General features: G+C 58.8%; 12 protein-coding genes, 6 tRNA genes and 5 rRNA genes (1 of these 23 running past the window's edge). All 23 read left to right on the forward strand.

The genetic code is table 11. The features are described from left to right. Positions 1–479, forward strand: a 23S ribosomal RNA gene (locus tag ACSX1C_RS18375); it begins 2,411 nt to the left of the window's first position. 140 nt (positions 480–619) lie between these two features. Further along, positions 620–735, forward strand: a 5S ribosomal RNA gene (rrf, locus tag ACSX1C_RS18380). Positions 736–1,126: 391 nt separating this feature from the next. Then, positions 1,127–2,663, forward strand: a 16S ribosomal RNA gene (locus ACSX1C_RS18385). Between the two features lie 65 nt (positions 2,664–2,728). Then, positions 2,729–2,805, forward strand: a tRNA-Ile gene (locus ACSX1C_RS18390). Positions 2,806–2,836: 31 nt separating this feature from the next. Beyond that, positions 2,837–2,912 (forward strand) — tRNA-Ala (locus ACSX1C_RS18395). A gap of 245 nt (positions 2,913–3,157) precedes the next feature. Beyond that, positions 3,158–6,047 (forward strand): 23S ribosomal RNA (locus ACSX1C_RS18400). A 140-nt stretch (positions 6,048–6,187) separates the two neighbouring features. Further along, a 5S ribosomal RNA gene (rrf, locus tag ACSX1C_RS18405) occupies positions 6,188–6,303 on the forward strand. The 16S, 23S and 5S rRNA genes sit together here with 2 tRNA genes alongside, the layout of an rRNA operon. A gap of 133 nt (positions 6,304–6,436) precedes the next feature. Further along, positions 6,437–7,402: a bifunctional biotin--[acetyl-CoA-carboxylase] ligase/biotin operon repressor BirA gene (birA, locus tag ACSX1C_RS18410; protein WP_439887353.1), complete on the forward strand. Its 966-nt coding sequence runs from the start codon at positions 6,437–6,439 to the stop codon at positions 7,400–7,402. Further along, positions 7,392–8,138 (forward strand): pantothenate kinase, encoded by a 747-nt coding sequence (locus ACSX1C_RS18415; protein ID WP_439887354.1) that lies wholly within the window; start codon positions 7,392–7,394, stop codon positions 8,136–8,138. The genes birA and ACSX1C_RS18415 overlap by 11 nt, the downstream gene beginning before the upstream one ends. Positions 8,139–8,146: 8 nt before the next feature. Next, on the forward strand, positions 8,147–8,833 hold the full coding sequence (locus ACSX1C_RS18420; protein WP_439887355.1) for an SPOR domain-containing protein: 687 nt from the start codon (positions 8,147–8,149) through the stop codon (positions 8,831–8,833). Between the two features lie 133 nt (positions 8,834–8,966). Next, a tRNA-Tyr gene (locus ACSX1C_RS18425) sits at positions 8,967–9,051 on the forward strand. A 24-nt stretch (positions 9,052–9,075) separates the two neighbouring features. Continuing rightward, positions 9,076–9,149, forward strand: a tRNA-Gly gene (locus ACSX1C_RS18430). 26 nt (positions 9,150–9,175) lie between these two features. After that, positions 9,176–9,251 (forward strand) — tRNA-Thr (locus ACSX1C_RS18435). 85 nt (positions 9,252–9,336) lie between these two features. Then, positions 9,337–10,530 carry an elongation factor Tu gene (tuf, locus tag ACSX1C_RS18440; protein ID WP_318643776.1) on the forward strand — a complete coding sequence of 398 codons (1,194 nt, stop codon included), beginning with the start codon at positions 9,337–9,339 and terminating at the stop codon, positions 10,528–10,530. Between the two features lie 53 nt (positions 10,531–10,583). Then, positions 10,584–10,659: transfer RNA gene (locus ACSX1C_RS18445), tRNA-Trp, on the forward strand. 43 nt (positions 10,660–10,702) lie between these two features. Beyond that, on the forward strand, positions 10,703–11,071 hold the full coding sequence (gene secE / locus ACSX1C_RS18450) for a preprotein translocase subunit SecE (RefSeq protein WP_439887356.1): 369 nt from the start codon (positions 10,703–10,705) through the stop codon (positions 11,069–11,071). Between the two features lie 10 nt (positions 11,072–11,081). Then, positions 11,082–11,615 carry a transcription termination/antitermination protein NusG gene (gene nusG, locus ACSX1C_RS18455; RefSeq protein WP_439887357.1) on the forward strand — a complete coding sequence of 178 codons (534 nt, stop codon included), beginning with the start codon at positions 11,082–11,084 and terminating at the stop codon, positions 11,613–11,615. A 116-nt stretch (positions 11,616–11,731) separates the two neighbouring features. Further along, positions 11,732–12,163, forward strand: coding sequence for a 50S ribosomal protein L11 (gene rplK, locus ACSX1C_RS18460; protein WP_213641507.1), 432 nt, complete (start codon positions 11,732–11,734; stop codon positions 12,161–12,163). Beyond that, the gene (gene rplA, locus ACSX1C_RS18465) at positions 12,164–12,859 is read left to right on the forward strand and encodes a 50S ribosomal protein L1 (RefSeq protein WP_318643784.1); all 696 of its coding nucleotides are present in this window, start codon (positions 12,164–12,166) and stop codon (positions 12,857–12,859) included. Between the two features lie 213 nt (positions 12,860–13,072). Beyond that, positions 13,073–13,573 carry a 50S ribosomal protein L10 gene (gene rplJ / locus ACSX1C_RS18470; protein ID WP_439887358.1) on the forward strand — a complete coding sequence of 167 codons (501 nt, stop codon included), beginning with the start codon at positions 13,073–13,075 and terminating at the stop codon, positions 13,571–13,573. 83 nt (positions 13,574–13,656) lie between these two features. Then, the gene (rplL, locus tag ACSX1C_RS18475) at positions 13,657–14,028 is read left to right on the forward strand and encodes a 50S ribosomal protein L7/L12 (protein WP_318643781.1); all 372 of its coding nucleotides are present in this window, start codon (positions 13,657–13,659) and stop codon (positions 14,026–14,028) included. Positions 14,029–14,245: 217 nt separating this feature from the next. After that, the gene (gene rpoB, locus ACSX1C_RS18480) at positions 14,246–18,319 is read left to right on the forward strand and encodes a DNA-directed RNA polymerase subunit beta (protein WP_439887359.1); all 4,074 of its coding nucleotides are present in this window, start codon (positions 14,246–14,248) and stop codon (positions 18,317–18,319) included. A 64-nt stretch (positions 18,320–18,383) separates the two neighbouring features. Beyond that, positions 18,384–22,583, forward strand: coding sequence for a DNA-directed RNA polymerase subunit beta' (gene rpoC / locus ACSX1C_RS18485; RefSeq protein ID WP_439887360.1), 4,200 nt, complete (start codon positions 18,384–18,386; stop codon positions 22,581–22,583). The last annotated feature ends 119 nt before the right edge of the window (positions 22,584–22,702 follow it).

Below are 22,702 nucleotides of genomic sequence, written 5' to 3' on the forward strand. Positions count from 1 at the left end.
ACGGATAAAAGGTACTCCGGGGATAACAGGCTGATACCGCCCAAGAGTTCATATCGACGGCGGTGTTTGGCACCTCGATGTCGGCTCATCACATCCTGGGGCTGAAGCCGGTCCCAAGGGTATGGCTGTTCGCCATTTAAAGTGGTACGCGAGCTGGGTTTAGAACGTCGTGAGACAGTTCGGTCCCTATCTGCCGTGGACGTTTGAGATTTGAGAGGGGCTGCTCCTAGTACGAGAGGACCGGAGTGGACGAACCTCTGGTGTTCCGGTTGTCACGCCAGTGGCATTGCCGGGTAGCTATGTTCGGAAGAGATAACCGCTGAAAGCATCTAAGCGGGAAACTTGCCTCAAGATGAGATCTCACTGGAGCCTTGAGCTCCCTGAAGGGCCGTCGAAGACTACGACGTTGATAGGTGGGGTGTGTAAGCGCTGTGAGGCGTTGAGCTAACCCATACTAATTGCCCGTGAGGCTTGACCATATAACACCCAAACAATTTGCTGTTTGTGTGCTCGATGGTTGAAGTCGACAACAAACCGAAAATTTGCCAGAACACGCAAAACCAGACATCACATACCCAATATGGAGAGGCGACTCAACACCGACTCTCCAACCGAATTGCTTGACGACCATAGAGCGTTGGAACCACCTGATCCCATCCCGAACTCAGTAGTGAAACGATGCATCGCCGATGGTAGTGTGGGGCTTCCCCATGTGAGAGTAGGTCATCGTCAAGCACCTATCCCAAACCCCCGACCCGCATATGCAGGTCGGGGGTTTGCCTTTTAGTGAAAGCCTTAGATTTTGATCTAAGGTTTAGACTCCAAGTGATGAAAGTCCTGGAGTCGCCCGCAAGCGGTTGAGTTTGAAAAGAAATTTTCGAAACTGCTTGACGAAAGATGAGGCTGCTGTAGAATGCGCGCCTCGGTTGAGACGAAAGACTTAACCAACTGTTCTTTAACAACTGAATCAAGCAATTCGTGTGGGTGCTTGTGAGGTAAGACTGATAGTCAACTGATTATCAGCATCACAAAGCAACACTCGTTAATTCGAGAGTTAACTCTTTTAAGTAAGAGATTTGCGATTGCTGAGCCAAGTTTAGGGTTTTCTCAAAACCCAAGCAGTATTGAACTGAAGAGTTTGATCATGGCTCAGATTGAACGCTGGCGGCAGGCCTAACACATGCAAGTCGAGCGGATGAGTGGAGCTTGCTCCATGATTCAGCGGCGGACGGGTGAGTAATGCCTAGGAATCTGCCTGGTAGTGGGGGACAACGTTTCGAAAGGAACGCTAATACCGCATACGTCCTACGGGAGAAAGCAGGGGACCTTCGGGCCTTGCGCTATCAGATGAGCCTAGGTCGGATTAGCTAGTAGGTGAGGTAATGGCTCACCTAGGCGACGATCCGTAACTGGTCTGAGAGGATGATCAGTCACACTGGAACTGAGACACGGTCCAGACTCCTACGGGAGGCAGCAGTGGGGAATATTGGACAATGGGCGAAAGCCTGATCCAGCCATGCCGCGTGTGTGAAGAAGGTCTTCGGATTGTAAAGCACTTTAAGTTGGGAGGAAGGGCAGTAAGTTAATACCTTGCTGTTTTGACGTTACCAACAGAATAAGCACCGGCTAACTCTGTGCCAGCAGCCGCGGTAATACAGAGGGTGCAAGCGTTAATCGGAATTACTGGGCGTAAAGCGCGCGTAGGTGGTTTGTTAAGTTGGATGTGAAAGCCCCGGGCTCAACCTGGGAACTGCATCCAAAACTGGCAAGCTAGAGTACGGTAGAGGGTGGTGGAATTTCCTGTGTAGCGGTGAAATGCGTAGATATAGGAAGGAACACCAGTGGCGAAGGCGACCACCTGGACTGATACTGACACTGAGGTGCGAAAGCGTGGGGAGCAAACAGGATTAGATACCCTGGTAGTCCACGCCGTAAACGATGTCAACTAGCCGTTGGAATCCTTGAGATTTTAGTGGCGCAGCTAACGCATTAAGTTGACCGCCTGGGGAGTACGGCCGCAAGGTTAAAACTCAAATGAATTGACGGGGGCCCGCACAAGCGGTGGAGCATGTGGTTTAATTCGAAGCAACGCGAAGAACCTTACCTGGCCTTGACATGCTGAGAACTTTCCAGAGATGGATTGGTGCCTTCGGGAACTCAGACACAGGTGCTGCATGGCTGTCGTCAGCTCGTGTCGTGAGATGTTGGGTTAAGTCCCGTAACGAGCGCAACCCTTGTCCTTAGTTACCAGCGGGTCATGCCGGGAACTCTAAGGAGACTGCCGGTGACAAACCGGAGGAAGGTGGGGATGACGTCAAGTCATCATGGCCCTTACGGCCAGGGCTACACACGTGCTACAATGGTCGGTACAAAGGGTTGCCAAGCCGCGAGGTGGAGCTAATCCCATAAAACCGATCGTAGTCCGGATCGCAGTCTGCAACTCGACTGCGTGAAGTCGGAATCGCTAGTAATCGTGAATCAGAATGTCACGGTGAATACGTTCCCGGGCCTTGTACACACCGCCCGTCACACCATGGGAGTGGGTTGCACCAGAAGTAGCTAGTCTAACCGCAAGGGGGACGGTTACCACGGTGTGATTCATGACTGGGGTGAAGTCGTAACAAGGTAGCCGTAGGGGAACCTGCGGCTGGATCACCTCCTTAATCGACGACATCAGCTTCCTTGTAAGCTCCCACACGAATTGCTTGATTCATTGCGAAAGACGATTGGGTCTGTAGCTCAGTTGGTTAGAGCGCACCCCTGATAAGGGTGAGGTCGGCAGTTCGAATCTGCCCAGACCCACCAATTGTTGTGGGGTTTGGCCTTGGTAGAATATGGGGCCATAGCTCAGCTGGGAGAGCGCCTGCCTTGCACGCAGGAGGTCAGCGGTTCGATCCCGCTTGGCTCCACCACCGACAGCCCGTTTAGAGTTCAGAAATGAGCGTTCCAGGTGTGACCTGCTGAATGTTGATTTCTGGTCTTTGATCAGTACGAAAATCGTTCTTTAAAAATTTGGGTATGTGATAGAAGTGACTGATTGACTGCTTTCACTGGCAGTTGATCAATCAAGGTAAAATTTGCGTTGTTCTCAAGTGCAAATTTTCGGCGAATGTCGTCTTCACGTTCGAGGCCGTAACCAGATTGCTTGGGGTTATATGGTCAAGTGAAGAAGCGCATACGGTGGATGCCTTGGCAGTCAGAGGCGATGAAAGACGTGGTAGCCTGCGATAAGCTTCGGGGAGTCGGCAAACAGACTTTGATCCGGAGATCTCTGAATGGGGGAACCCACCCAGCACAAGCTGGGTATCCTGCACTGAATACATAGGTGTAGGAGGCGAACCAGGGGAACTGAAACATCTAAGTACCCTGAGGAATAGAAATCAACCGAGATTCCCTTAGTAGTGGCGAGCGAACGGGGACTAGCCCTTAAGCTTCTTTGATTTTAGCGGAACGCTCTGGAAAGTGCGGCCATAGTGGGTGATAGCCCTGTACGCGAAAGGATCTTAGAAGTGAAATCGAGTAGGACGGAGCACGAGAAACTTTGTCTGAATATGGGGGGACCATCCTCCAAGGCTAAATACTACTGACTGACCGATAGTGAACCAGTACCGTGAGGGAAAGGCGAAAAGAACCCCGGAGAGGGGAGTGAAATAGAACCTGAAACCGTATGCGTACAAGCAGTGGGAGCCTACTTGTTAGGTGACTGCGTACCTTTTGTATAATGGGTCAGCGACTTATATTCAGTGGCGAGCTTAACCGAATAGGGGAGGCGTAGCGAAAGCGAGTCTTAATAGGGCGTTTAGTCGCTGGGTATAGACCCGAAACCGGGCGATCTATCCATGGGCAGGTTGAAGGTTAGGTAACACTGACTGGAGGACCGAACCGACTACCGTTGAAAAGTTAGCGGATGACCTGTGGATCGGAGTGAAAGGCTAATCAAGCTCGGAGATAGCTGGTTCTCCTCGAAAGCTATTTAGGTAGCGCCTCGTGTATCACTGCTGGGGGTAGAGCACTGTTTCGGCTAGGGGGTCATCCCGACTTACCAAACCGATGCAAACTCCGAATACCAGCAAGTGTCAGCACGGGAGACACACGGCGGGTGCTAACGTCCGTCGTGAAAAGGGAAACAACCCAGACCGTCAGCTAAGGTCCCAAAGTTATGGTTAAGTGGGAAACGATGTGGGAAGGCTTAGACAGCTAGGAGGTTGGCTTAGAAGCAGCCACCCTTTAAAGAAAGCGTAATAGCTCACTAGTCGAGTCGGCCTGCGCGGAAGATGTAACGGGGCTCAAACCATACACCGAAGCTACGGGTTCAACGTAAGTTGAGCGGTAGAGGAGCGTTCTGTAAGCCTGTGAAGGTGAGTTGAGAAGCTTGCTGGAGGTATCAGAAGTGCGAATGCTGACATGAGTAACGACAATGCGAGTGAAAAACTCGCACGCCGAAAGACCAAGGTTTCCTGCGCAACGTTAATCGACGCAGGGTGAGTCGGCCCCTAAGGCGAGGCAGAAATGCGTAGTCGATGGGAAACGGGTTAATATTCCCGTACTTCTAGTTACTGCGATGGAGGGACGGAGAAGGCTAGGCCAGCACGGCGTTGGTTGTCCGTGTTTAAGGTGGTAGGCAGAGTGCTTAGGTAAATCCGGGCGCTTAATGCCGAGAGCTGATGACGAGTTGTCTTTTAGACGACGAAGTGGTTGATGCCATGCTTCCAGGAAAAGCTTCTAAGCTTCAGGTAACTAGGAACCGTACCCCAAACCGACACAGGTGGTTAGGTAGAGAATACCAAGGCGCTTGAGAGAACTCGGGTGAAGGAACTAGGCAAAATGGCACCGTAACTTCGGGAGAAGGTGCGCCGGTGAGGGTGAAGCATTTACTGCGTAAGCCCATGCCGGTCGAAGATACCAGGCCGCTGCGACTGTTTATTAAAAACACAGCACTCTGCAAACACGAAAGTGGACGTATAGGGTGTGACGCCTGCCCGGTGCCGGAAGGTTAATTGATGGGGTTAGCTAACGCGAAGCTCTTGATCGAAGCCCCGGTAAACGGCGGCCGTAACTATAACGGTCCTAAGGTAGCGAAATTCCTTGTCGGGTAAGTTCCGACCTGCACGAATGGCGTAACGATGGCGGCGCTGTCTCCACCCGAGACTCAGTGAAATTGAAATCGCTGTGAAGATGCAGTGTATCCGCGGCTAGACGGAAAGACCCCGTGAACCTTTACTATAGCTTTGCACTGGACTTTGAGCTTGCTTGTGTAGGATAGGTGGGAGGCTTTGAAGCGTGGACGCCAGTTCGCGTGGAGCCATCCTTGAAATACCACCCTGGCAACCTTGAGGTTCTAACTCTGGTCCGTTATCCGGATCGAGGACAGTGTATGGTGGGTAGTTTGACTGGGGCGGTCTCCTCCTAAAGAGTAACGGAGGAGTACGAAGGTGCGCTCAGACCGGTCGGAAATCGGTCGTAGAGTATAAAGGCAAAAGCGCGCTTGACTGCGAGACAGACACGTCGAGCAGGTACGAAAGTAGGTCTTAGTGATCCGGTGGTTCTGTATGGAAGGGCCATCGCTCAACGGATAAAAGGTACTCCGGGGATAACAGGCTGATACCGCCCAAGAGTTCATATCGACGGCGGTGTTTGGCACCTCGATGTCGGCTCATCACATCCTGGGGCTGAAGCCGGTCCCAAGGGTATGGCTGTTCGCCATTTAAAGTGGTACGCGAGCTGGGTTTAGAACGTCGTGAGACAGTTCGGTCCCTATCTGCCGTGGACGTTTGAGATTTGAGAGGGGCTGCTCCTAGTACGAGAGGACCGGAGTGGACGAACCTCTGGTGTTCCGGTTGTCACGCCAGTGGCATTGCCGGGTAGCTATGTTCGGAAGAGATAACCGCTGAAAGCATCTAAGCGGGAAACTTGCCTCAAGATGAGATCTCACTGGAGCCTTGAGCTCCCTGAAGGGCCGTCGAAGACTACGACGTTGATAGGTGGGGTGTGTAAGCGCTGTGAGGCGTTGAGCTAACCCATACTAATTGCCCGTGAGGCTTGACCATATAACACCCAAACAATTTGCTGTTTGTGTGCTCGATGGTTGAAGTCGACAACAAACCGAAAATTTGCCAGAACACGCAAAACCAGACATCACATACCCAATATGGAGAGGCGACTCAACACCGACTCTCCAACCGAATTGCTTGACGACCATAGAGCGTTGGAACCACCTGATCCCATCCCGAACTCAGTAGTGAAACGATGCATCGCCGATGGTAGTGTGGGGCTTCCCCATGTGAGAGTAGGTCATCGTCAAGCACCTATCCCAAACCCCCGACCCGCACACGCAGGTCGGGGGTTTGCTTTTGCGCGGCGGAAATAGCCAGTTGGCTTTGTAGGCAATGGCTTGGCGCATCGTTATCATGCGTGCCTTACTGCGCGGGGAGGCGGCATGCTGCCATTGTTAAGGCTTCTTCAAGATGGGCGCTTCCATTCGGGCGAGGCGCTCGGAGCTGCGCTCGGGGTCAGTCGTGCTGCGGTGTGGAAGCAGTTGCGCGCTCTTGAGGCCGAGCTCGGTCTGCCTATCCATAAGGTTCGGGGGCGCGGATATCGTCTGGAAAGCCCGCTGCGACTTCTGGATGAAAGCATCTTGGCGGCGAGTGGCGCGCGACCGCACTGGCCTGTAATGGTGTTGCATTCGGTCGATTCGACCAACTCCGAGGCCTTGCGGCGACTCGAGCGTCAGCTGCCGGCGCCTTTTGTCGTGTTGGCCGAGCAGCAGACTTCGGGTCGTGGGCGACGAGGGCGTACCTGGGTGAGCCCGTTTGCAGAGAACCTCTATTACAGTCTGGTGCTGCGGGTCGAGGGGGGCGTGCGGCAATTGGAAGGGCTCAGTCTGGTGGTGGGGTTGGCCCTGCTTCACGCTATCCGGGCTATGGGTGTGGTGGGGGCGGGTCTAAAGTGGCCTAACGACTTACTGGTGAATGGCCGCAAGCTTGCCGGAATCCTCCTGGAGCTGTCCGGTGACCCGGCGGATGTTTGCCATGTGGTTATAGGCATTGGCATCAACGTCAACATGCTACCGGGCGCCCTTCAGGTCATCGATCAGCCGTGGACTTCTATGCGAGCAGAGCTCGGGCACGGGGTCGATCGCAACGAGTTGGTTTCGCTGCTCAATGAGCGGCTGTCTATCTACCTCGAGCGGCATCGGAAGGAAGGTTTTTCAAGGTTGCTCGAAGAGTGGCAGAGCAATCATCTCTGGCAGGGGCGTGCAGCCATACTCACTGCCGGGGCGCAGCAGATCGAAGGCGTGGTTCAGGGCGTGGATTCGACCGGAGCGCTGCGTTTGTTGGTGGATGGAGTGGAGCGGCTCTTCAGTGGTGGTGAGCTCAGTTTGAGGTTGCGCAATGATTCTTGAGCTCGATTGTGGGAATAGCTTTATCAAGTGGCGGGTGATTCCCCGGGAGGGAGTGGGCGCTCTCTGTGGTGGGGTGGTGGGGGCTGATGTCGAGCTCTTGCAGGTCGTTCGCAGCAAGGTGTCGAGTCTGGACGCCTGTCGCTTGGTTAGCGTGCGTACCGATGAGGAAACGCTGCAACTGGTTGCCCCCCTGGAGTCGGCCTTCGCCATGGCGTGCAGCTGGGCGCGCCCGGCTGCGGAGCTGGCTGGGGTGCGCAATGGTTATGAGCAGCCCGAGCGGCTGGGGCTGGATCGCTGGCTGGCTTTGGTCGGGGCCTATCACCAGGCGAAGGGGGCCTGTCTGGTCCTCGATTTGGGAACCGCGGTGACCGCCGACTTTGTCGGGGGAGACGGTCAGCACCTGGGGGGGTTCATCTGTCCGGGGGTGCCTCTCATGCGCAATCAGTTGCGAACCCATACGCGGCGGATCCGTTATGACGATGCCGCGGCGGAGCGGGCTCTCCACGGGCTTGGCCCGGGACGTTCGACCGCGGAGGCGGTCGAACGTGGCTGCTCGCTGATGCTGCAGGGCTTCGTGCAGACCCAGTTGGCGCTTGCGCGCGAGTATTGGGGGGGGGCGTTCCGGGTCTTCCTCACGGGCGGGGATGCGGGGCTGGTGGCGGACCTGGTGCCTGATGCCAAGGTCGCACCCGACCTGGTGTTTACCGGCCTGGCTATCGCCTGTCCCCTGGATTGAGGTTGCGCATGCGCTGGATGTTTCTGTTGTTGCTGGTCCTGAACCTGTTCTATTACGTGTGGCATCAGCAGCAGGCGCCCATGCGGGCTAAAGAGGTGGCCCCCCTGGCGCTGGCGCGAGGCGGCGAGGGCGATATTCGCCTGTTGAGCGAGTCCGAGGTGTCGGTGCTGCGAAAGCCACCAGTCGCCGAGGTCAAGGCCGGGGAGGCGGTCTGTCTGTTTCTAGGCAGCTTCGAGCAGAGGGCGACGGCTGCAGTACTGGAACAGCGCCTGCTCAGTCTGGATATTCGCTCCAGCATCCAGGCCGTCGATGCCGCGGCTGGGGTCGACTATTGGGTATATTTGCCGCCCCTGGCGTCGCGGCAAGCCTCATTGCGGCAGCTGAAAGAGCTGCAAGCGCGGAAAATCGACAGCTACATCATCGCCGAAGGTGAATTGGCGAATGGCATCTCTCTAGGGATATTTCCACGGAGTGACTCGGCGGAGAGCGTGCTCCAGAGGTTGAGGGGGGCTGGATACGAGCCCTTGCTCAAGGAACTGTCGCGTGCTCACCGTAGTTATTGGGTGCGAATCGCCCCGGAGAGCAGGCGCCTGGCGGAGGAATCCTTGCTGGAGCGTTTGGCTTTTGATTTCAAAGGCTTAAAACATCAATTAATGCCGTGCGAAGGCGTTGCAAGGTCGAGAAAGATTGACTAGAATGGCGCCCGCTTCACAGGGTGGTACCAGCGATGGATCTGTGAGGCTGCTGTCGATGTAGCTAAGCTCAGGTTTTTAAATGAGAAAATGCTTGACAGTAGGGTGGCATGAAACGAGAATGCCGCCTCCTTTTGGAGGGATTCCCGAGTGGCCAAAGGGATCAGACTGTAAATCTGACGTCATCGACTTCGAAGGTTCGAATCCTTCTCCCTCCACCAGATTTAGCGTGAGCTGAAGGCTCCGCGGGTATAGTTCAGTGGTAGAACCTCAGCCTTCCAAGCTGATGATGCGGGTTCGATTCCCGCTACCCGCTCCAGGTCTTCAGTCGTTGTAAAGTGTTTCGCTCATGTAGCTCAGTTGGTAGAGCACACCCTTGGTAAGGGTGAGGTCAGCGGTTCAAATCCGCTCATGAGCTCCATTTAATAAAGGCAGATATGAAAGTATCTGCCTTTGTTTTAATGGGCAGTGTGACTTGCTCAATTCTTCGTTGGGAGACGGTCAAAATGGCTAAAGAGAAATTTGAACGTAACAAGCCGCACGTCAACGTCGGCACCATCGGTCACGTTGACCACGGTAAAACCACTCTGACCGCTGCTCTGACTCGCGTTTGCTCCGAAGTATTCGGCAGCGCCAAGGTCGACTTCGACAAGATCGACAGCGCTCCGGAAGAGAAGGCTCGTGGTATCACCATCAACACCGCGCACGTAGAGTACGATTCCAATATTCGTCACTACGCGCACGTTGACTGCCCGGGTCACGCTGACTATGTGAAGAACATGATCACCGGTGCTGCGCAGATGGACGGCGCTATCCTGGTTTGCTCCGCTGCCGACGGCCCGATGCCGCAGACTCGCGAGCACATCCTGCTGTCCCGCCAGGTAGGCGTTCCGTACATCGTCGTGTTCCTGAACAAGGCCGACATGGTTGACGACGCCGAACTGCTGGAACTGGTCGAGATGGAAGTTCGCGACCTGCTGTCCACCTACGACTTCCCGGGCGACGACACGCCGATCATCATCGGTTCCGCGCTGATGGCGCTGAACGGCGAAGACGCCAACGAGATGGGCACCACTGCCGTCAAGAAGCTGGTCGAGACTCTGGATACCTACATCCCTGAGCCGGTTCGCGCCATCGACAAGCCGTTCCTGATGCCGATCGAAGACGTGTTCTCCATCTCCGGTCGCGGTACCGTGGTAACCGGTCGTGTCGAGCGCGGCATCGTCAAGGTCCAGGAAGAAATCGAGATCGTTGGTCTGCGTGACACCACCAAGACCACCTGCACCGGTGTCGAGATGTTCCGCAAGCTGCTCGACGAAGGTCGCGCCGGTGAGAACTGTGGCGTCCTGCTGCGCGGCACCAAGCGTGACGACGTAGAGCGTGGTCAGGTTCTGGCCAAGCCGGGCACCATCAAGCCGCACACCAAGTTCGAAGCCGAAGTGTATGTGCTGTCCAAGGAAGAAGGTGGTCGTCACACCCCGTTCTTCAAGGGCTACCGTCCACAGTTCTACTTCCGCACCACCGACGTAACCGGTTCTTGCGAACTGCCGGAAGGCGTTGAGATGGTAATGCCGGGCGACAACGTGAAGATGGTTGTTACCCTGATCAAGCCGATCGCCATGGAAGACGGCCTGCGTTTCGCGATTCGCGAAGGTGGTCGTACCGTTGGTGCCGGCGTGGTTGCCAAGATCGTCGAGTAATCGGTTGATCTGTCTCTGTCAGGTCGGCATAATGGTCGGCCTGATTTTCCTCTAGGTCAGTAGCTCAATTGGCAGAGCGGCGGTCTCCAAAACCGCAGGTTGGGGGTTCGATTCCCTCCTGACCTGCCATATTCTCAGCGAATGTGGCGTGTCTTTCACAGGATCCTCGTAAATGATTGATAAGGCTGAGGCCAAAGGCTCGCGCTTCGATCTGCTCAAGTGGCTGGTTGTAGTCGCTCTGGTCGTGGTGGGTGTTGTCGGTAATCAGTACTTCTCTGCCGAGCCGATTCTGTATCGTGTTCTGGTGTTGCTGGCTTTGGCAGGTGTCGCGGGCGCAGTTGCGCTGCAGACGGCCAAGGGGCAGGCGTTCACTGGGCTGGCGAAGGAAGCGCGCGTCGAAATTCGCAAGGTCGTCTGGCCGACTCGTCAGGAAACCACGCAGACCACGTTGATCGTGGTGGCTGTCGTCCTCGTGATGGCGCTTTTGCTGTGGGGCCTCGATTCGCTGCTGGGTTGGCTCGTTTCGTTGATTGTGGGTTAAAGGGTGTCCCGTGGCTAAGCGTTGGTACGTTGTGCATGCTTACTCGGGTTACGAGAAGCATGTGATGCGTTCTCTGATCGAGCGCGTCAAGCTCGCCGGCATGGAAGACGGTTTTGGCGAGATTCTGGTTCCTACCGAAGAAGTGGTAGAGATGCGTAATGGCCAGAAGCGCAAGAGCGAGCGCAAATTCTTCCCGGGCTATGTTCTGGTGCAGATGGACATGAACGAAGGGACTTGGCACTTGGTCAAGGATACCCCGCGTGTCATGGGCTTTATCGGTGGTACGGCCGACAAGCCGGCGCCTATTACCGATAAGGAAGCCGAAGCCATTCTGCGTCGTGTTGCCGACAGCGGTGACAAGCCGAAGCCGAAGACGTTGTTCGAGCCGGGCGAGATGATTCGTGTGATCGATGGGCCGTTCGCTGATTTCAGTGGCGTCGTCGAAGAAGTCAATTATGAGAAGAGCCGAATCCAGGTGGCGGTGACCATTTTCGGTCGCTCGACACCGGTCGAGCTGGAGTTCAGTCAGGTCGAAAAGGCATAACTGACACAAGCATCCCATACCCCGCAGTCCTGGGCTGCGGGGTTTTGTCGTCACTGGGATAAATATGTAATCACCGGGGAGCCGCGAGGCGTTAGAACCCGTAATTGGAGTAGCTCATGGCTAAGAAGATAACGGCTTATATCAAGCTGCAAGTAAAGGCTGCGCAGGCCAACCCGAGCCCGCCCGTAGGTCCGGCCCTCGGTCAGCATGGCGTGAACATCATGGAGTTCTGCAAGGCGTTCAACGCCAAGACCCAGGGCATGGAGCCCGGTCTGCCGACCCCGGTGATCATCACTGTTTACAGCGACCGCAGCTTCACCTTTGAAACCAAGAGCACCCCGGCTTCGGTTCTGCTGAAGAAGGCGGCAGGTCTGACCAGCGGTTCGGCGCGCCCGAACACCGTCAAGGTCGGTACCGTGACCCGTGCTCAGCTGGAAGAGATCGCCAAGACCAAAGAGGCTGATCTGACTGCCGCTGACCTGGATGCGGCCGTGCGTACCATCGCCGGTTCCGCTCGTAGCATGGGCCTGAACGTGGAGGGTGTGTAAGTGGCTAAGTTGACTAAGCGTCAAAAGGCGATCGCCGCAAAGGTCGAAGCCGGTAAGGTTTACAGCTTCGTCGAAGCCGCCGCTCTGCTCTCCGAGCTGTCGGCCGTCAAGTTCGCCGAATCCGTTGACGTCGCGGTGAACCTGGGCGTCGATCCGCGCAAATCGGATCAGGTCGTGCGTGGTGCCACCGTTCTGCCGAACGGTTCCGGTAAGAGCGTTCGCGTCGCCGTGTTCACCCAGGGCCCAGCGGCCGAAGCCGCTCTGGCTGCTGGCGCCGACCGCGTTGGCATGGACGACCTGGCTGCCGAAATGAAAGGCGGCGACCTGAACTACGACGTGGTCATCGCTTCTCCGGACGCCATGCGTGTCGTCGGTCAGCTGGGCCAGGTGCTCGGTCCGCGCGGCCTGATGCCGAACCCGAAGGTCGGTACCGTAACCCCGGACGTGGCCAATGCCGTGAAGAACGCCAAGGCCGGTCAGGTGCGCTTCCGTACCGACAAGAACGGCATCATCCATGGTTCCGTCGGCAAGGTCAGCTTCGAGCCCGAGAAGCTGAAGCAGAACGTCGAAGCCTTGATCGCCGACCTCAAGCGCCTGAAGCCGTCGACCTCCAAAGGTATCTACGTCAAGCGTGTGACCCTGAGCACCACCATGGGCCCGGGTCTGGTCATCGATCAGGCATCGCTGGACGCGTAATGAATTAGGCCGGCGGAAGCGATTCCGCCGGCCGGCAAGATTGGGGTCCCTGCCTGGCGGGGGCTGTCCAAGACCGTAGGCGGCGCGAGCCTTAAACCCGGGGAGCGATCTTCGGCAGCCTACGCAGATGGTGCTCCCGATTCGTACCGAATCAGACACCAAAACGCCGTCCGGCTTCGGCTGGACGAAACGGTAACATCCAGGAGTAAACCCGTGGCAATTAAACTCGAAGACAAGAAGGCCATCGTCGCTGAAGTCAACGAGGCTGCCAAAGCTGCCCTGTCCGCTGTCGTGGCCGATGCCCGTGGCGTGACCGTAGGTGCTATGACCGGACTCCGTAAAGAGGCCCGCGCATCTGGTGTGTACGTGAAAGTCGTACGTAACACCCTGCTGCGCCGCGCCGTTGAAGGCACTCAGTTCGACGTGCTCAACGACGTGTTCAAAGGCCCGACCCTGATTGCGTTCTCCAACGAGCATCCGGGCGCTGCTGCCCGCATCTTCAAGGAGTTCTCCAAGGGTCAGGACAAGTTCGAGATCAAGGCAGCTGCGTTCGAGGGTCAGTTCCTCGCAGCCAATCAGATCGACGTACTGGCAACCCTGCCGACTTACAACGAAGCGATTTCTCAGCTGATGAGCGTGATGCAAGGCGCTACCAGCAAGTTCGTTCGTACTTTGGCGGCTGTTCGCGACCAGAAAGAAGGCGCGGCTGCCTGATCCAGGCCGCCTAATCCCCTTTCACGCATATTTGTTTAATTTGATGGCCGCGAAGGCTGTCCCCCAATACAGGAATTAGAGTCATGGCTCTGACCAACGAAGACATCATCAACGCCGTATCCGAAATGTCCGTGATGCAGGTTGTTGAACTGATCAAGGCAATGGAAGAGAAGTTCGGCGTGACTGCCGCCGCCGCTGTTGCTGCTGGCCCGGCTGCCGGCGCCGCTGCCGCTGTAGAAGAGCAGACCGAGTTCAACATCATCCTGGCTTCCGCCGGCGAGAAGAAAGTGAACGTGATCAAGGTCGTTCGCGAGCTGACCGGTCTGGGTCTGAAAGAAGCCAAGGCAGTCGTTGACGGCGCCCCGGGCGTGGTCAAGGAAGGCGCTTCGAAAGAAGAAGCCGAAGCTGCCAAGAAGGCACTGGAAGAAGCTGGCGCCACTGTCGAGCTCAAGTAAGCGACGACTTTGCGTCTGCAGCCCAAGCGATTCGCGGAAGGCTGATGGCTGGTGGCTTTTGCCACCGGCCTTTTTCCGTTCTAGGTCGACTAATCAACGCTCGGCCTAGGCGGAAATTCCCACCCACGAGGGTGGCGCAAACCGAGGGTTTGCAAGATTTTCTGGCTGCTCCCGTCGGAGAGGCCAAATAAGCAGGTGACCAAGCTGGGGAACGCTGATGGCTTACTCATACACTGAGAAAAAACGTATCCGCAAGGACTTTAGCAAGTTGCCGGATGTCATGGATGTGCCTTATCTCCTGGCCATCCAGCTGGATTCGTATCGCGAATTCCTGCAGGCGGGAGCGACCAAGGACCAGTTTCGCGACATCGGCCTGCATGCGGCCTTCAAGTCCGTTTTCCCGATTATCAGCTATTCCGGCAATGCTGCTCTGGAGTATGTCGGTTATCGCCTGGGCGAGCCGGCCTTTGACGTCAAGGAATGCGTGCTGCGCGGCGTGACTTTCGCCGTACCGTTGCGGGTGAAGGTGCGCCTGATCATTTTCGACAAAGAATCGTCGAACAAAGCGATCAAGGACATCAAAGAGCAAGAAGTCTACATGGGGGAAATCCCCCTGATGACCGAGAACGGTACCTTCGTGATCAACGGTACCGAGCGCGTCATCGTTTCCCAGCTGCACCGCTCGCCGGGCGTGTTCTTCGACCACGACCGCGGCAAGACCCACAGCTCCGGCAAGCTGCTGTACTCCGCGCGGATCATTCCGTACCGCGGCTCCTGGTTGGATTTCGAGTTCGATCCGAAGGACGCCGTGTTCGTGCGTATCGACCGTCGCCGCAAGCTGCCGGCCTCGGTGCTGCTGCGCGCCCTGGGTTACAGCACCGAAGAGATGCTGGATGCCTTCTACGACACCAACGTCTTCCACGTGAAGGGCGAGGCCCTGAGCCTGGAGCTGGTGCCGCAGCGCCTGCGCGGCGAAGTCGCCGTGCTCGACATCAAGGACGGCAACGGCAAGGTCATCGTCGAGCAGGGCCGTCGTATCACCGCGCGCCATATCAACCAGCTGGACAAGGCTGGCATCAAAGAGCTGGACGTTCCGCTCGATTACCTGATCGGCCGCACCACGGCCAAGGCGATCGTGCACCCGGCTACCGGCGAGATCATCGCCGAGTGCAACACCGAGCTGACCCTGGACCTGCTGGTCAAGATCGCCAAGGCCCAGGTGGTGCGCATCGAGACCCTGTACACCAACGACATCGACTGCGGTCCGTTCATCTCCGATACCCTGAAGATCGATTCGACCACCAACCAGCTGGAAGCACTGGTCGAGATCTACCGCATGATGCGTCCTGGCGAGCCGCCAACCAAGGACGCCGCCGAGACGCTGTTCAACAACCTGTTCTTCAGCGCCGAGCGCTACGACCTGTCCGCCGTAGGTCGGATGAAGTTCAACCGTCGTATCGGTCGTACCGAGATCGAAGGTTCCGGCGTGCTGAGCCGCGAAGACATCGTCGAGGTCCTCAAGACCCTGGTCGACATCCGTAACGGCAAGGGCATCGTCGACGACATCGACCACCTGGGTAACCGCCGCGTGCGTTGCGTCGGCGAAATGGCCGAGAACCAGTTCCGCGTGGGCCTGGTGCGCGTCGAGCGTGCGGTCAAGGAACGCCTGTCGATGGCCGAAAGCGAAGGCCTGATGCCGCAGGACCTGATCAACGCCAAGCCGGTGGCGGCGGCGGTGAAGGAGTTCTTCGGTTCCAGCCAGCTCTCGCAGTTCATGGACCAGAACAACCCGCTCTCCGAGATCACCCACAAGCGCCGTGTCTCCGCACTCGGCCCGGGCGGTCTGACCCGCGAGCGCGCCGGCTTCGAGGTGCGCGACGTGCACCCGACCCACTACGGTCGCGTGTGCCCGATCGAGACCCCTGAAGGTCCGAACATCGGTCTGATCAACTCCCTGGCGGCCTATGCCCGCACCAACCAGTACGGCTTCCTCGAGAGCCCGTATCGGGTGGTCAAGGAAGGCCAGGTCACCGACGAGATCGTCTTCCTCTCGGCCATCGAAGAGGCCGATCACGTGATCGCCCAGGCGTCGGCCACCCTGAACGACAAGGGTGAGCTGATCGACGAACTGGTGGCCGTGCGTCACCTCAACGAGTTCACCGTCAAGGCGCCGGAAGACGTCACCCTGATGGACGTCTCGCCGAAGCAGGTGGTTTCGGTCGCGGCCTCGCTGATCCCGTTCCTCGAGCACGACGACGCCAACCGCGCCCTCATGGGTTCGAACATGCAGCGTCAGGCCGTGCCGACCCTGCGTTCGGACAAGCCGCTGGTCGGTACCGGCATGGAGCGCAACGTCGCCCGCGACTCGGGCGTCTGCGTGGTCGCGCGTCGCGGCGGGGTGATCGACTCGGTCGACGCCAGCCGCATCGTGGTACGGGTCAACGACGACGAAGTCGAAACCGGTGAAGCCGGGGTCGACATCTACAACCTGACCAAGTACACCCGTTCCAACCAGAACACCTGCATCAACCAGCGTCCGCTGGTGAGCAAGGGCGACAAGGTCGAGCGCAGCGACATCCTGGCCGACGGCCCGTCCACCGACATGGGTGAACTGGCCCTGGGCCAGAACATGCGCGTCGCGTTCATGCCGTGGAACGGCTACAACTTCGAGGACTCCATCCTCCTGTCGGAGCGCGTGGTCCAGGAAGACCGCTTCACCACCATCCACATCCAGGAACTGACCTGTGTGGCCCGTGACACCAAGCTCGGCCCGGAGGAGATCTCCGCGGATATCCCGAACGTCGGCGAGGCTGCACTGAACAAGCTGGACGAGGCCGGTATCGTCTACGTCGGCGCCGAGGTCGGCCCGGGCGACATCCTGGTCGGCAAGGTCACGCCGAAGGGCGAGACCCAGCTGACCCCGGAAGAGAAGCTGCTGCGGGCGATCTTCGGCGAGAAGGCCAGCGACGTGAAGGACACCTCCCTGCGCGTGCCGACCGGCACCAAGGGCACGGTGATCGACGTCCAGGTGTTCACCCGCGATGGCGTCGAGCGCGACTCCCGCGCCCTGGCCATCGAGAAGATGCAGCTGGACGAGATCCGCAAGGATCTGAACGAGGAGTTCCGCATCGTCGAGGGCGCGACCTTCGAGCGTCTGCGTGCGGCCCTGGTCGGCAAGGTCGCCGAGGGCGGCGCCGGCCTGAAGAAGGGCAGCGAGGTCACCGACGAGTTCCTCGACGGCCTCGAGCGCGGCCAGTGGTTCAAGCTGCGCATGAGCGACGATGCGCTGAACGAGCAGTTGGAGAAGGCTCAGGCCTACATCTCCGACCGCCGCCAGTTGCTCGACGACAAGTTCGAGGACAAGAAGCGCAAGCTGCAGCAGGGCGACGATCTGGCGCCGGGCGTGCTGAAGATCGTCAAGGTCTACCTGGCCATCCGCCGCCGCATCCAGCCGGGCGACAAGATGGCCGGTCGTCACGGTAACAAGGGTGTGGTCTCGGTGATCATGCCGGTCGAGGACATGCCGCACGATGCCAACGGCACGCCGGTGGACATCGTCCTCAACCCGCTGGGCGTACCGTCGCGTATGAACGTCGGGCAGATCCTCGAAACCCACCTGGGCCTCGCGGCCAAGGGCCTGGGCGAGAAGATCAACCGCATGCTCGAAGAGCAGCGCAAGGTCGCCGAACTGCGGCAGTTCATGCAGCAGATCTACAACGAGATCGGTGGGCGTCAGGAAAACCTGGACGAGCTGAGCGACCAGGAAGTGCTGAACCTGGCGAAGAACCTGCGCGGCGGTGTGCCGATGGCCACCCCGGTGTTCGACGGCGCCAAGGAAAGCGAGATCAAGGCGATGCTCAAGCTCGCCGATCTGCCGGAGAGCGGCCAGATGCGCCTGTTCGACGGCCGTACCGGTAACCAGTTCGAGCGTCCGACCACCGTCGGCTACATGTACATGCTGAAACTGAACCACCTGGTGGACGACAAGATGCACGCGCGTTCCACCGGTTCCTACAGCCTGGTGACCCAGCAGCCGCTGGGTGGTAAGGCGCAGTTCGGTGGTCAGCGCTTCGGGGAGATGGAGGTCTGGGCACTGGAAGCCTACGGCGCCGCCTACACCCTGCAGGAAATGCTGACCGTGAAGTCGGACGACGTGAACGGCCGGACCAAGATGTACAAGAACATCGTGGACGGCGATCACCGTATGGAGCCGGGCATGCCCGAGTCCTTCAACGTACTGATCAAAGAGATCCGTTCGCTCGGCATCGACATCGATCTGGAAACCGAATAACACGTGACGCGAATCGGGAGTGGGGCGGTGCTGCCCACTCCCTGCTCCGCCAGGAGGAAAGGCCTTGAAAGACCTACTGAATTTGCTGAAAAACCAGGGTCAGATCGAAGAGTTCGACGCCATCCGTATCGGGTTGGCCTCGCCTGAGATGATCCGTTCGTGGTCGTTCGGTGAAGTTAAAAAGCCGGAAACCATCAACTACCGTACCTTCAAGCCCGAGCGCGATGGTCTGTTCTGCGCCAAGATCTTTGGCCCGGTGAAGGACTATGAGTGCCTGTGCGGCAAGTACAAGCGCCTCAAGCATCGCGGCGTGATCTGCGAGAAGTGCGGCGTCGAAGTGGCCCTGGCCAAGGTGCGCCGCGAGCGCATGGCGCACATCGAACTGGCCTCGCCCTGTGCCCACATCTGGTTCCTCAAGTCGCTGCCGAGCCGCATCGGCCTGCTGATGGACATGACCCTGCGCGACATCGAGCGCGTGCTCTATTTCGAGAGCTACGTGGTGATCGACCCGGGCATGACCACCCTGGAGAAGGGCCAGCTGCTGAACGACGAGCAGTACTTCGAAGCCCTCGAAGAGTTCGGTGACGACTTCGACGCGCGCATGGGCGCCGAGGCCGTGCGCGAGCTGCTGCACGCCATCGACCTGGAGCACGAGATCGGTCGCCTGCGCGAAGAGATTCCGCAGACCAACTCGGAAACCAAGATCAAGAAGCTGTCCAAGCGCCTCAAGCTGATGGAAGCCTTCCAGGGCTCCGGCAACCTGCCGGAGTGGATGATCCTCACCGTGCTGCCGGTGCTGCCGCCGGACCTTCGTCCGCTGGTACCGCTGGACGGTGGGCGCTTCGCCACCTCCGACCTGAACGACCTGTACCGTCGGGTGATCAACCGTAACAACCGCCTCAAGCGCCTGCTCGATCTGTCCGCGCCGGACATCATCGTGCGCAACGAGAAGCGCATGCTGCAGGAAGCGGTCGACGCCCTGCTCGACAACGGCCGTCGCGGTCGCGCCATCACCGGCTCGAACAAGCGTCCGCTGAAGTCCCTGGCCGACATGATCAAGGGCAAGCAGGGCCGCTTCCGTCAGAACCTGCTGGGTAAGCGCGTGGACTACTCCGGTCGTTCCGTGATCACCGTGGGCCCGACCCTGCGCCTGCACCAGTGCGGCCTGCCGAAGAAGATGGCCCTGGAGCTGTTCAAGCCGTTCATCTTCGGCAAGCTGGAAATGCGCGGTCTGGCGACCACCATCAAGGCCGCCAAGAAGATGGTCGAGCGCGAGCTGCCGGAAGTCTGGGACGTGCTCGCCGAGGTGATCCGCGAACACCCCGTGCTGCTCAACCGTGCACCGACCCTGCACCGTCTGGGTATCCAGGCGTTCGAGCCGGTGCTCATCGAAGGCAAGGCGATCCAGCTGCACCCGCTGGTCTGCGCCGCGTACAACGCCGACTTCGACGGCGACCAGATGGCCGTGCACGTGCCGCTGACGCTGGAAGCCCAGCTGGAAGCGCGCGCGCTGATGATGTCGACCAACAACATCCTCTCGCCGGCCAACGGCGAGCCGATCATCGTGCCGTCCCAGGACGTGGTACTGGGTCTGTATTACATGACCCGTGAAGCCGTCAACGCCAAGGGCGAAGGCCGCGTGTTCGCCGACCTGCAGGAAGTCGACCGCGTGTTCCGCGCCGGCGAAGCCTCGCTGCATGCCCGCGTCAAGGTACGGATCAACGAGACCATCAAGGAGAAGGACGGCTCGATCACCCAGAACACCCGCATCGTCGACACCACCGTCGGCCGCGCGCTGCTGTTCCAGATCGTTCCGGCCGGCATGCCTTACGACGTGGTCAACCAGTCGATGAAGAAGAAGGCGATCTCCAAGCTGATCAACCAGTGCTACCGCACCGTTGGCTTGAAGGACACCGTGATCTTCGCCGACCAGCTGATGTACACCGGTTTCGCCTACTCGACCATTTCCGGTGTGTCGATCGGCGTCAACGACTTCGTCATCCCGGACGAGAAGGCGCGGATCATCGACGCCGCCACCGAGGAAGTGAAGGAGATCGAGAGCCAGTACGCCTCCGGCCTGGTGACCCAGGGCGAGAAGTACAACAAGGTGATCGACCTGTGGTCGAAGGCCAACGACGAAGTGTCGAAGGCGATGATGGGCAACCTGTCGAAAGAGAAGGTCATCGATCGCGACGGCAAGGAAGTCGAGCAGGAGTCCTTCAACTCCATGTACATGATGGCCGACTCCGGTGCGCGGGGTTCCGCTGCGCAGATCCGCCAGCTCGCCGGTATGCGTGGCCTGATGGCCAAGCCGGACGGCTCGATCATCGAGACGCCGATCACCGCGAACTTCCGTGAGGGTCTGTCGGTTCTGCAGTACTTCATCTCCACCCACGGTGCCCGTAAGGGTCTGGCGGATACCGCCCTGAAGACCGCGAACTCCGGTTACCTGACCCGTCGTCTGGTCGACGTGGCCCAGGACCTGGTGGTGACCGAGGTCGACTGCGGCACCGAGCAGGGTCTGTTGATGACCCCGCACATCGAAGGCGGCGACGTGGTCGAGCCCCTGGGTGAGCGCGTGCTGGGCCGAGTGATCGCCCGTGACGTGTTCAAGCCGGGCACCGACGACGTGATCGTCCCGGCCGGCACCCTGGTCGACGAGCAGTGGGTCGAGTTCATCGAGCTGAACAGCATCGACGAAGTGATCGTGCGTTCGCCGATCAGCTGCGAGACCCGCTACGGCATCTGCGCCAAGTGCTACGGTCGCGATCTGGCCCGTGGTCACCAGGTGAACATCGGTGAAGCGGTCGGTGTCATCGCCGCCCAGTCGATCGGTGAGCCGGGTACCCAGCTGACCATGCGTACCTTCCACATCGGTGGTGCGGCCAGCCGGACCTCCGCGGCCGACAGCGTCCAGGTGAAGAACGGCGGTGCCATCCGCCTGCACAACCTCAAGCACGTCGAGCGCCTGGACGGCGCGCTGGTCGCGGTATCGCGTTCCGGCGAGCTGGCGGTGGCCGACGAGTTCGGTCGCGAGCGCGAGCGCTACAAGCTGCCGTACGGTGCGGTGATCTCGGTCAAGGAAGGCGACAAGGTCGAGGCGGGCGCCATCGTCGCCAAGTGGGACCCGCACACCCACCCGATCGTCACCGAGATGATGGGTACCGTGACCTTCGTCGGCATGGAAGAAGGCATCACCATCAAGCGCCAGACCGACGAACTGACCGGTCTGACCAACATCGAGGTCCTCGATCCGAAGGATCGTCCGGCGTCCGGCAAGGACATCCGTCCGGCGGTCAAGCTGGTCGACGCCTCCGGCAAGGAGCTGCTGCTGCCGGGCACTGACGTGCCGGCGCAGTACTTCCTGCCGGCCAACGCCTTGGTGGGTGTGGCCGATGGTGGTCAGGTCAACGTGGGTGACGTCATCGCACGTATCCCGCAGGAAACCTCGAAGACCCGCGACATCACCGGTGGTCTGCCGCGCGTGGCCGACCTGTTCGAGGCGCGCCGGCCGAAAGAGCCGTCGATTCTCGCGGAGATCAGCGGCACCATCTCCTTCGGCAAGGAAACCAAGGGCAAGCGCCGCCTGGTGATCACGCCGACCGATGGCAGCGATCCGTACGAGGAGCTGATTCCGAAGTGGCGTCACCTCAACGTCTTCGAAGGCGAACAGGTGAACAAGGGCGAGGTCATCTCCGACGGCCCGAGCAACCCGCACGACATCCTGCGTCTGCTCGGCGTCAGCGCGCTGGCCAAGTACATCGTCAACGAGATCCAGGACGTTTACCGCCTGCAGGGCGTGAAGATCAACGACAAGCACATCGAGACCATCCTGCGCCAGATGCTGCGCAAGGTCGAAGTGTCCGAGTCGGGCGACTCCAGCTTCATCAAGGGCGATCAGGTCGAACTGACCCAGGTGCTGGAAGAGAACGAGCGCCTGTCGGGCGACGATCGCTTCATCGCCAAGTTCGACCGCGTGCTGCTGGGTATCACCAAGGCCTCGCTGTCCACCGAGTCGTTCATCTCGGCGGCATCGTTCCAGGAGACCACCCGTGTCCTCACCGAGGCCGCGGTCACCGGCAAGCGCGATTTCCTCCGCGGTCTGAAGGAAAACGTGGTGGTCGGTCGCTTGATCCCGGCCGGTACCGGTCTGGCCTATCACAGCGAGCGCAAGCGCAAGCGTGATGCCGACAAGCCGGTCCGTGTCAGCGCCAGTGAGGTGGAAGCCGCACTGACCGAGGCGCTGAACTCCAGCGGGAGCTAATCGAGGGGAGGGTCCCGTGACTCCGGTCGCGGGGCTTCGTCTTGACGAGGGGTGCCAGTCTCTTTAGACTCATGCACCCCTAAATTTGGCAGGGCGTCACGCCCTGCCATTTTGCTTTT

This window comes from Pseudomonas sp. MBLB4123, assembly GCF_051904775.1.
Taxonomy (GTDB): Bacteria; Pseudomonadota; Gammaproteobacteria; order Pseudomonadales; family Pseudomonadaceae; genus Aquipseudomonas; species Aquipseudomonas benzenivorans_B.

Bases quoted from the DNA above. Each gene is read 5' to 3' on its own strand.
- rplL (WP_318643781.1), top strand. From the start codon at position 13,657: ATGGCTCTGACCAACGAAGACATCATCAACGCCGTATCCGAAATGTCC.
- rplK (WP_213641507.1), top strand. From the start codon at position 11,732: ATGGCTAAGAAGATAACGGCTTATATCAAGCTGCAAGTAAAGGCTGCG.
- ACSX1C_RS18415 (WP_439887354.1), top strand. From the start codon at position 7,392: ATGATTCTTGAGCTCGATTGTGGGAATAGCTTTATCAAGTGGCGGGTG.
- birA (WP_439887353.1), top strand. From the start codon at position 6,437: ATGCTGCCATTGTTAAGGCTTCTTCAAGATGGGCGCTTCCATTCGGGC.
- tuf (WP_318643776.1), top strand. From the start codon at position 9,337: ATGGCTAAAGAGAAATTTGAACGTAACAAGCCGCACGTCAACGTCGGC.
- rpoB (WP_439887359.1), top strand. From the start codon at position 14,246: ATGGCTTACTCATACACTGAGAAAAAACGTATCCGCAAGGACTTTAGC.
- ACSX1C_RS18420 (WP_439887355.1), top strand. From the start codon at position 8,147: ATGCGCTGGATGTTTCTGTTGTTGCTGGTCCTGAACCTGTTCTATTAC.
- secE (WP_439887356.1), top strand. From the start codon at position 10,703: ATGATTGATAAGGCTGAGGCCAAAGGCTCGCGCTTCGATCTGCTCAAG.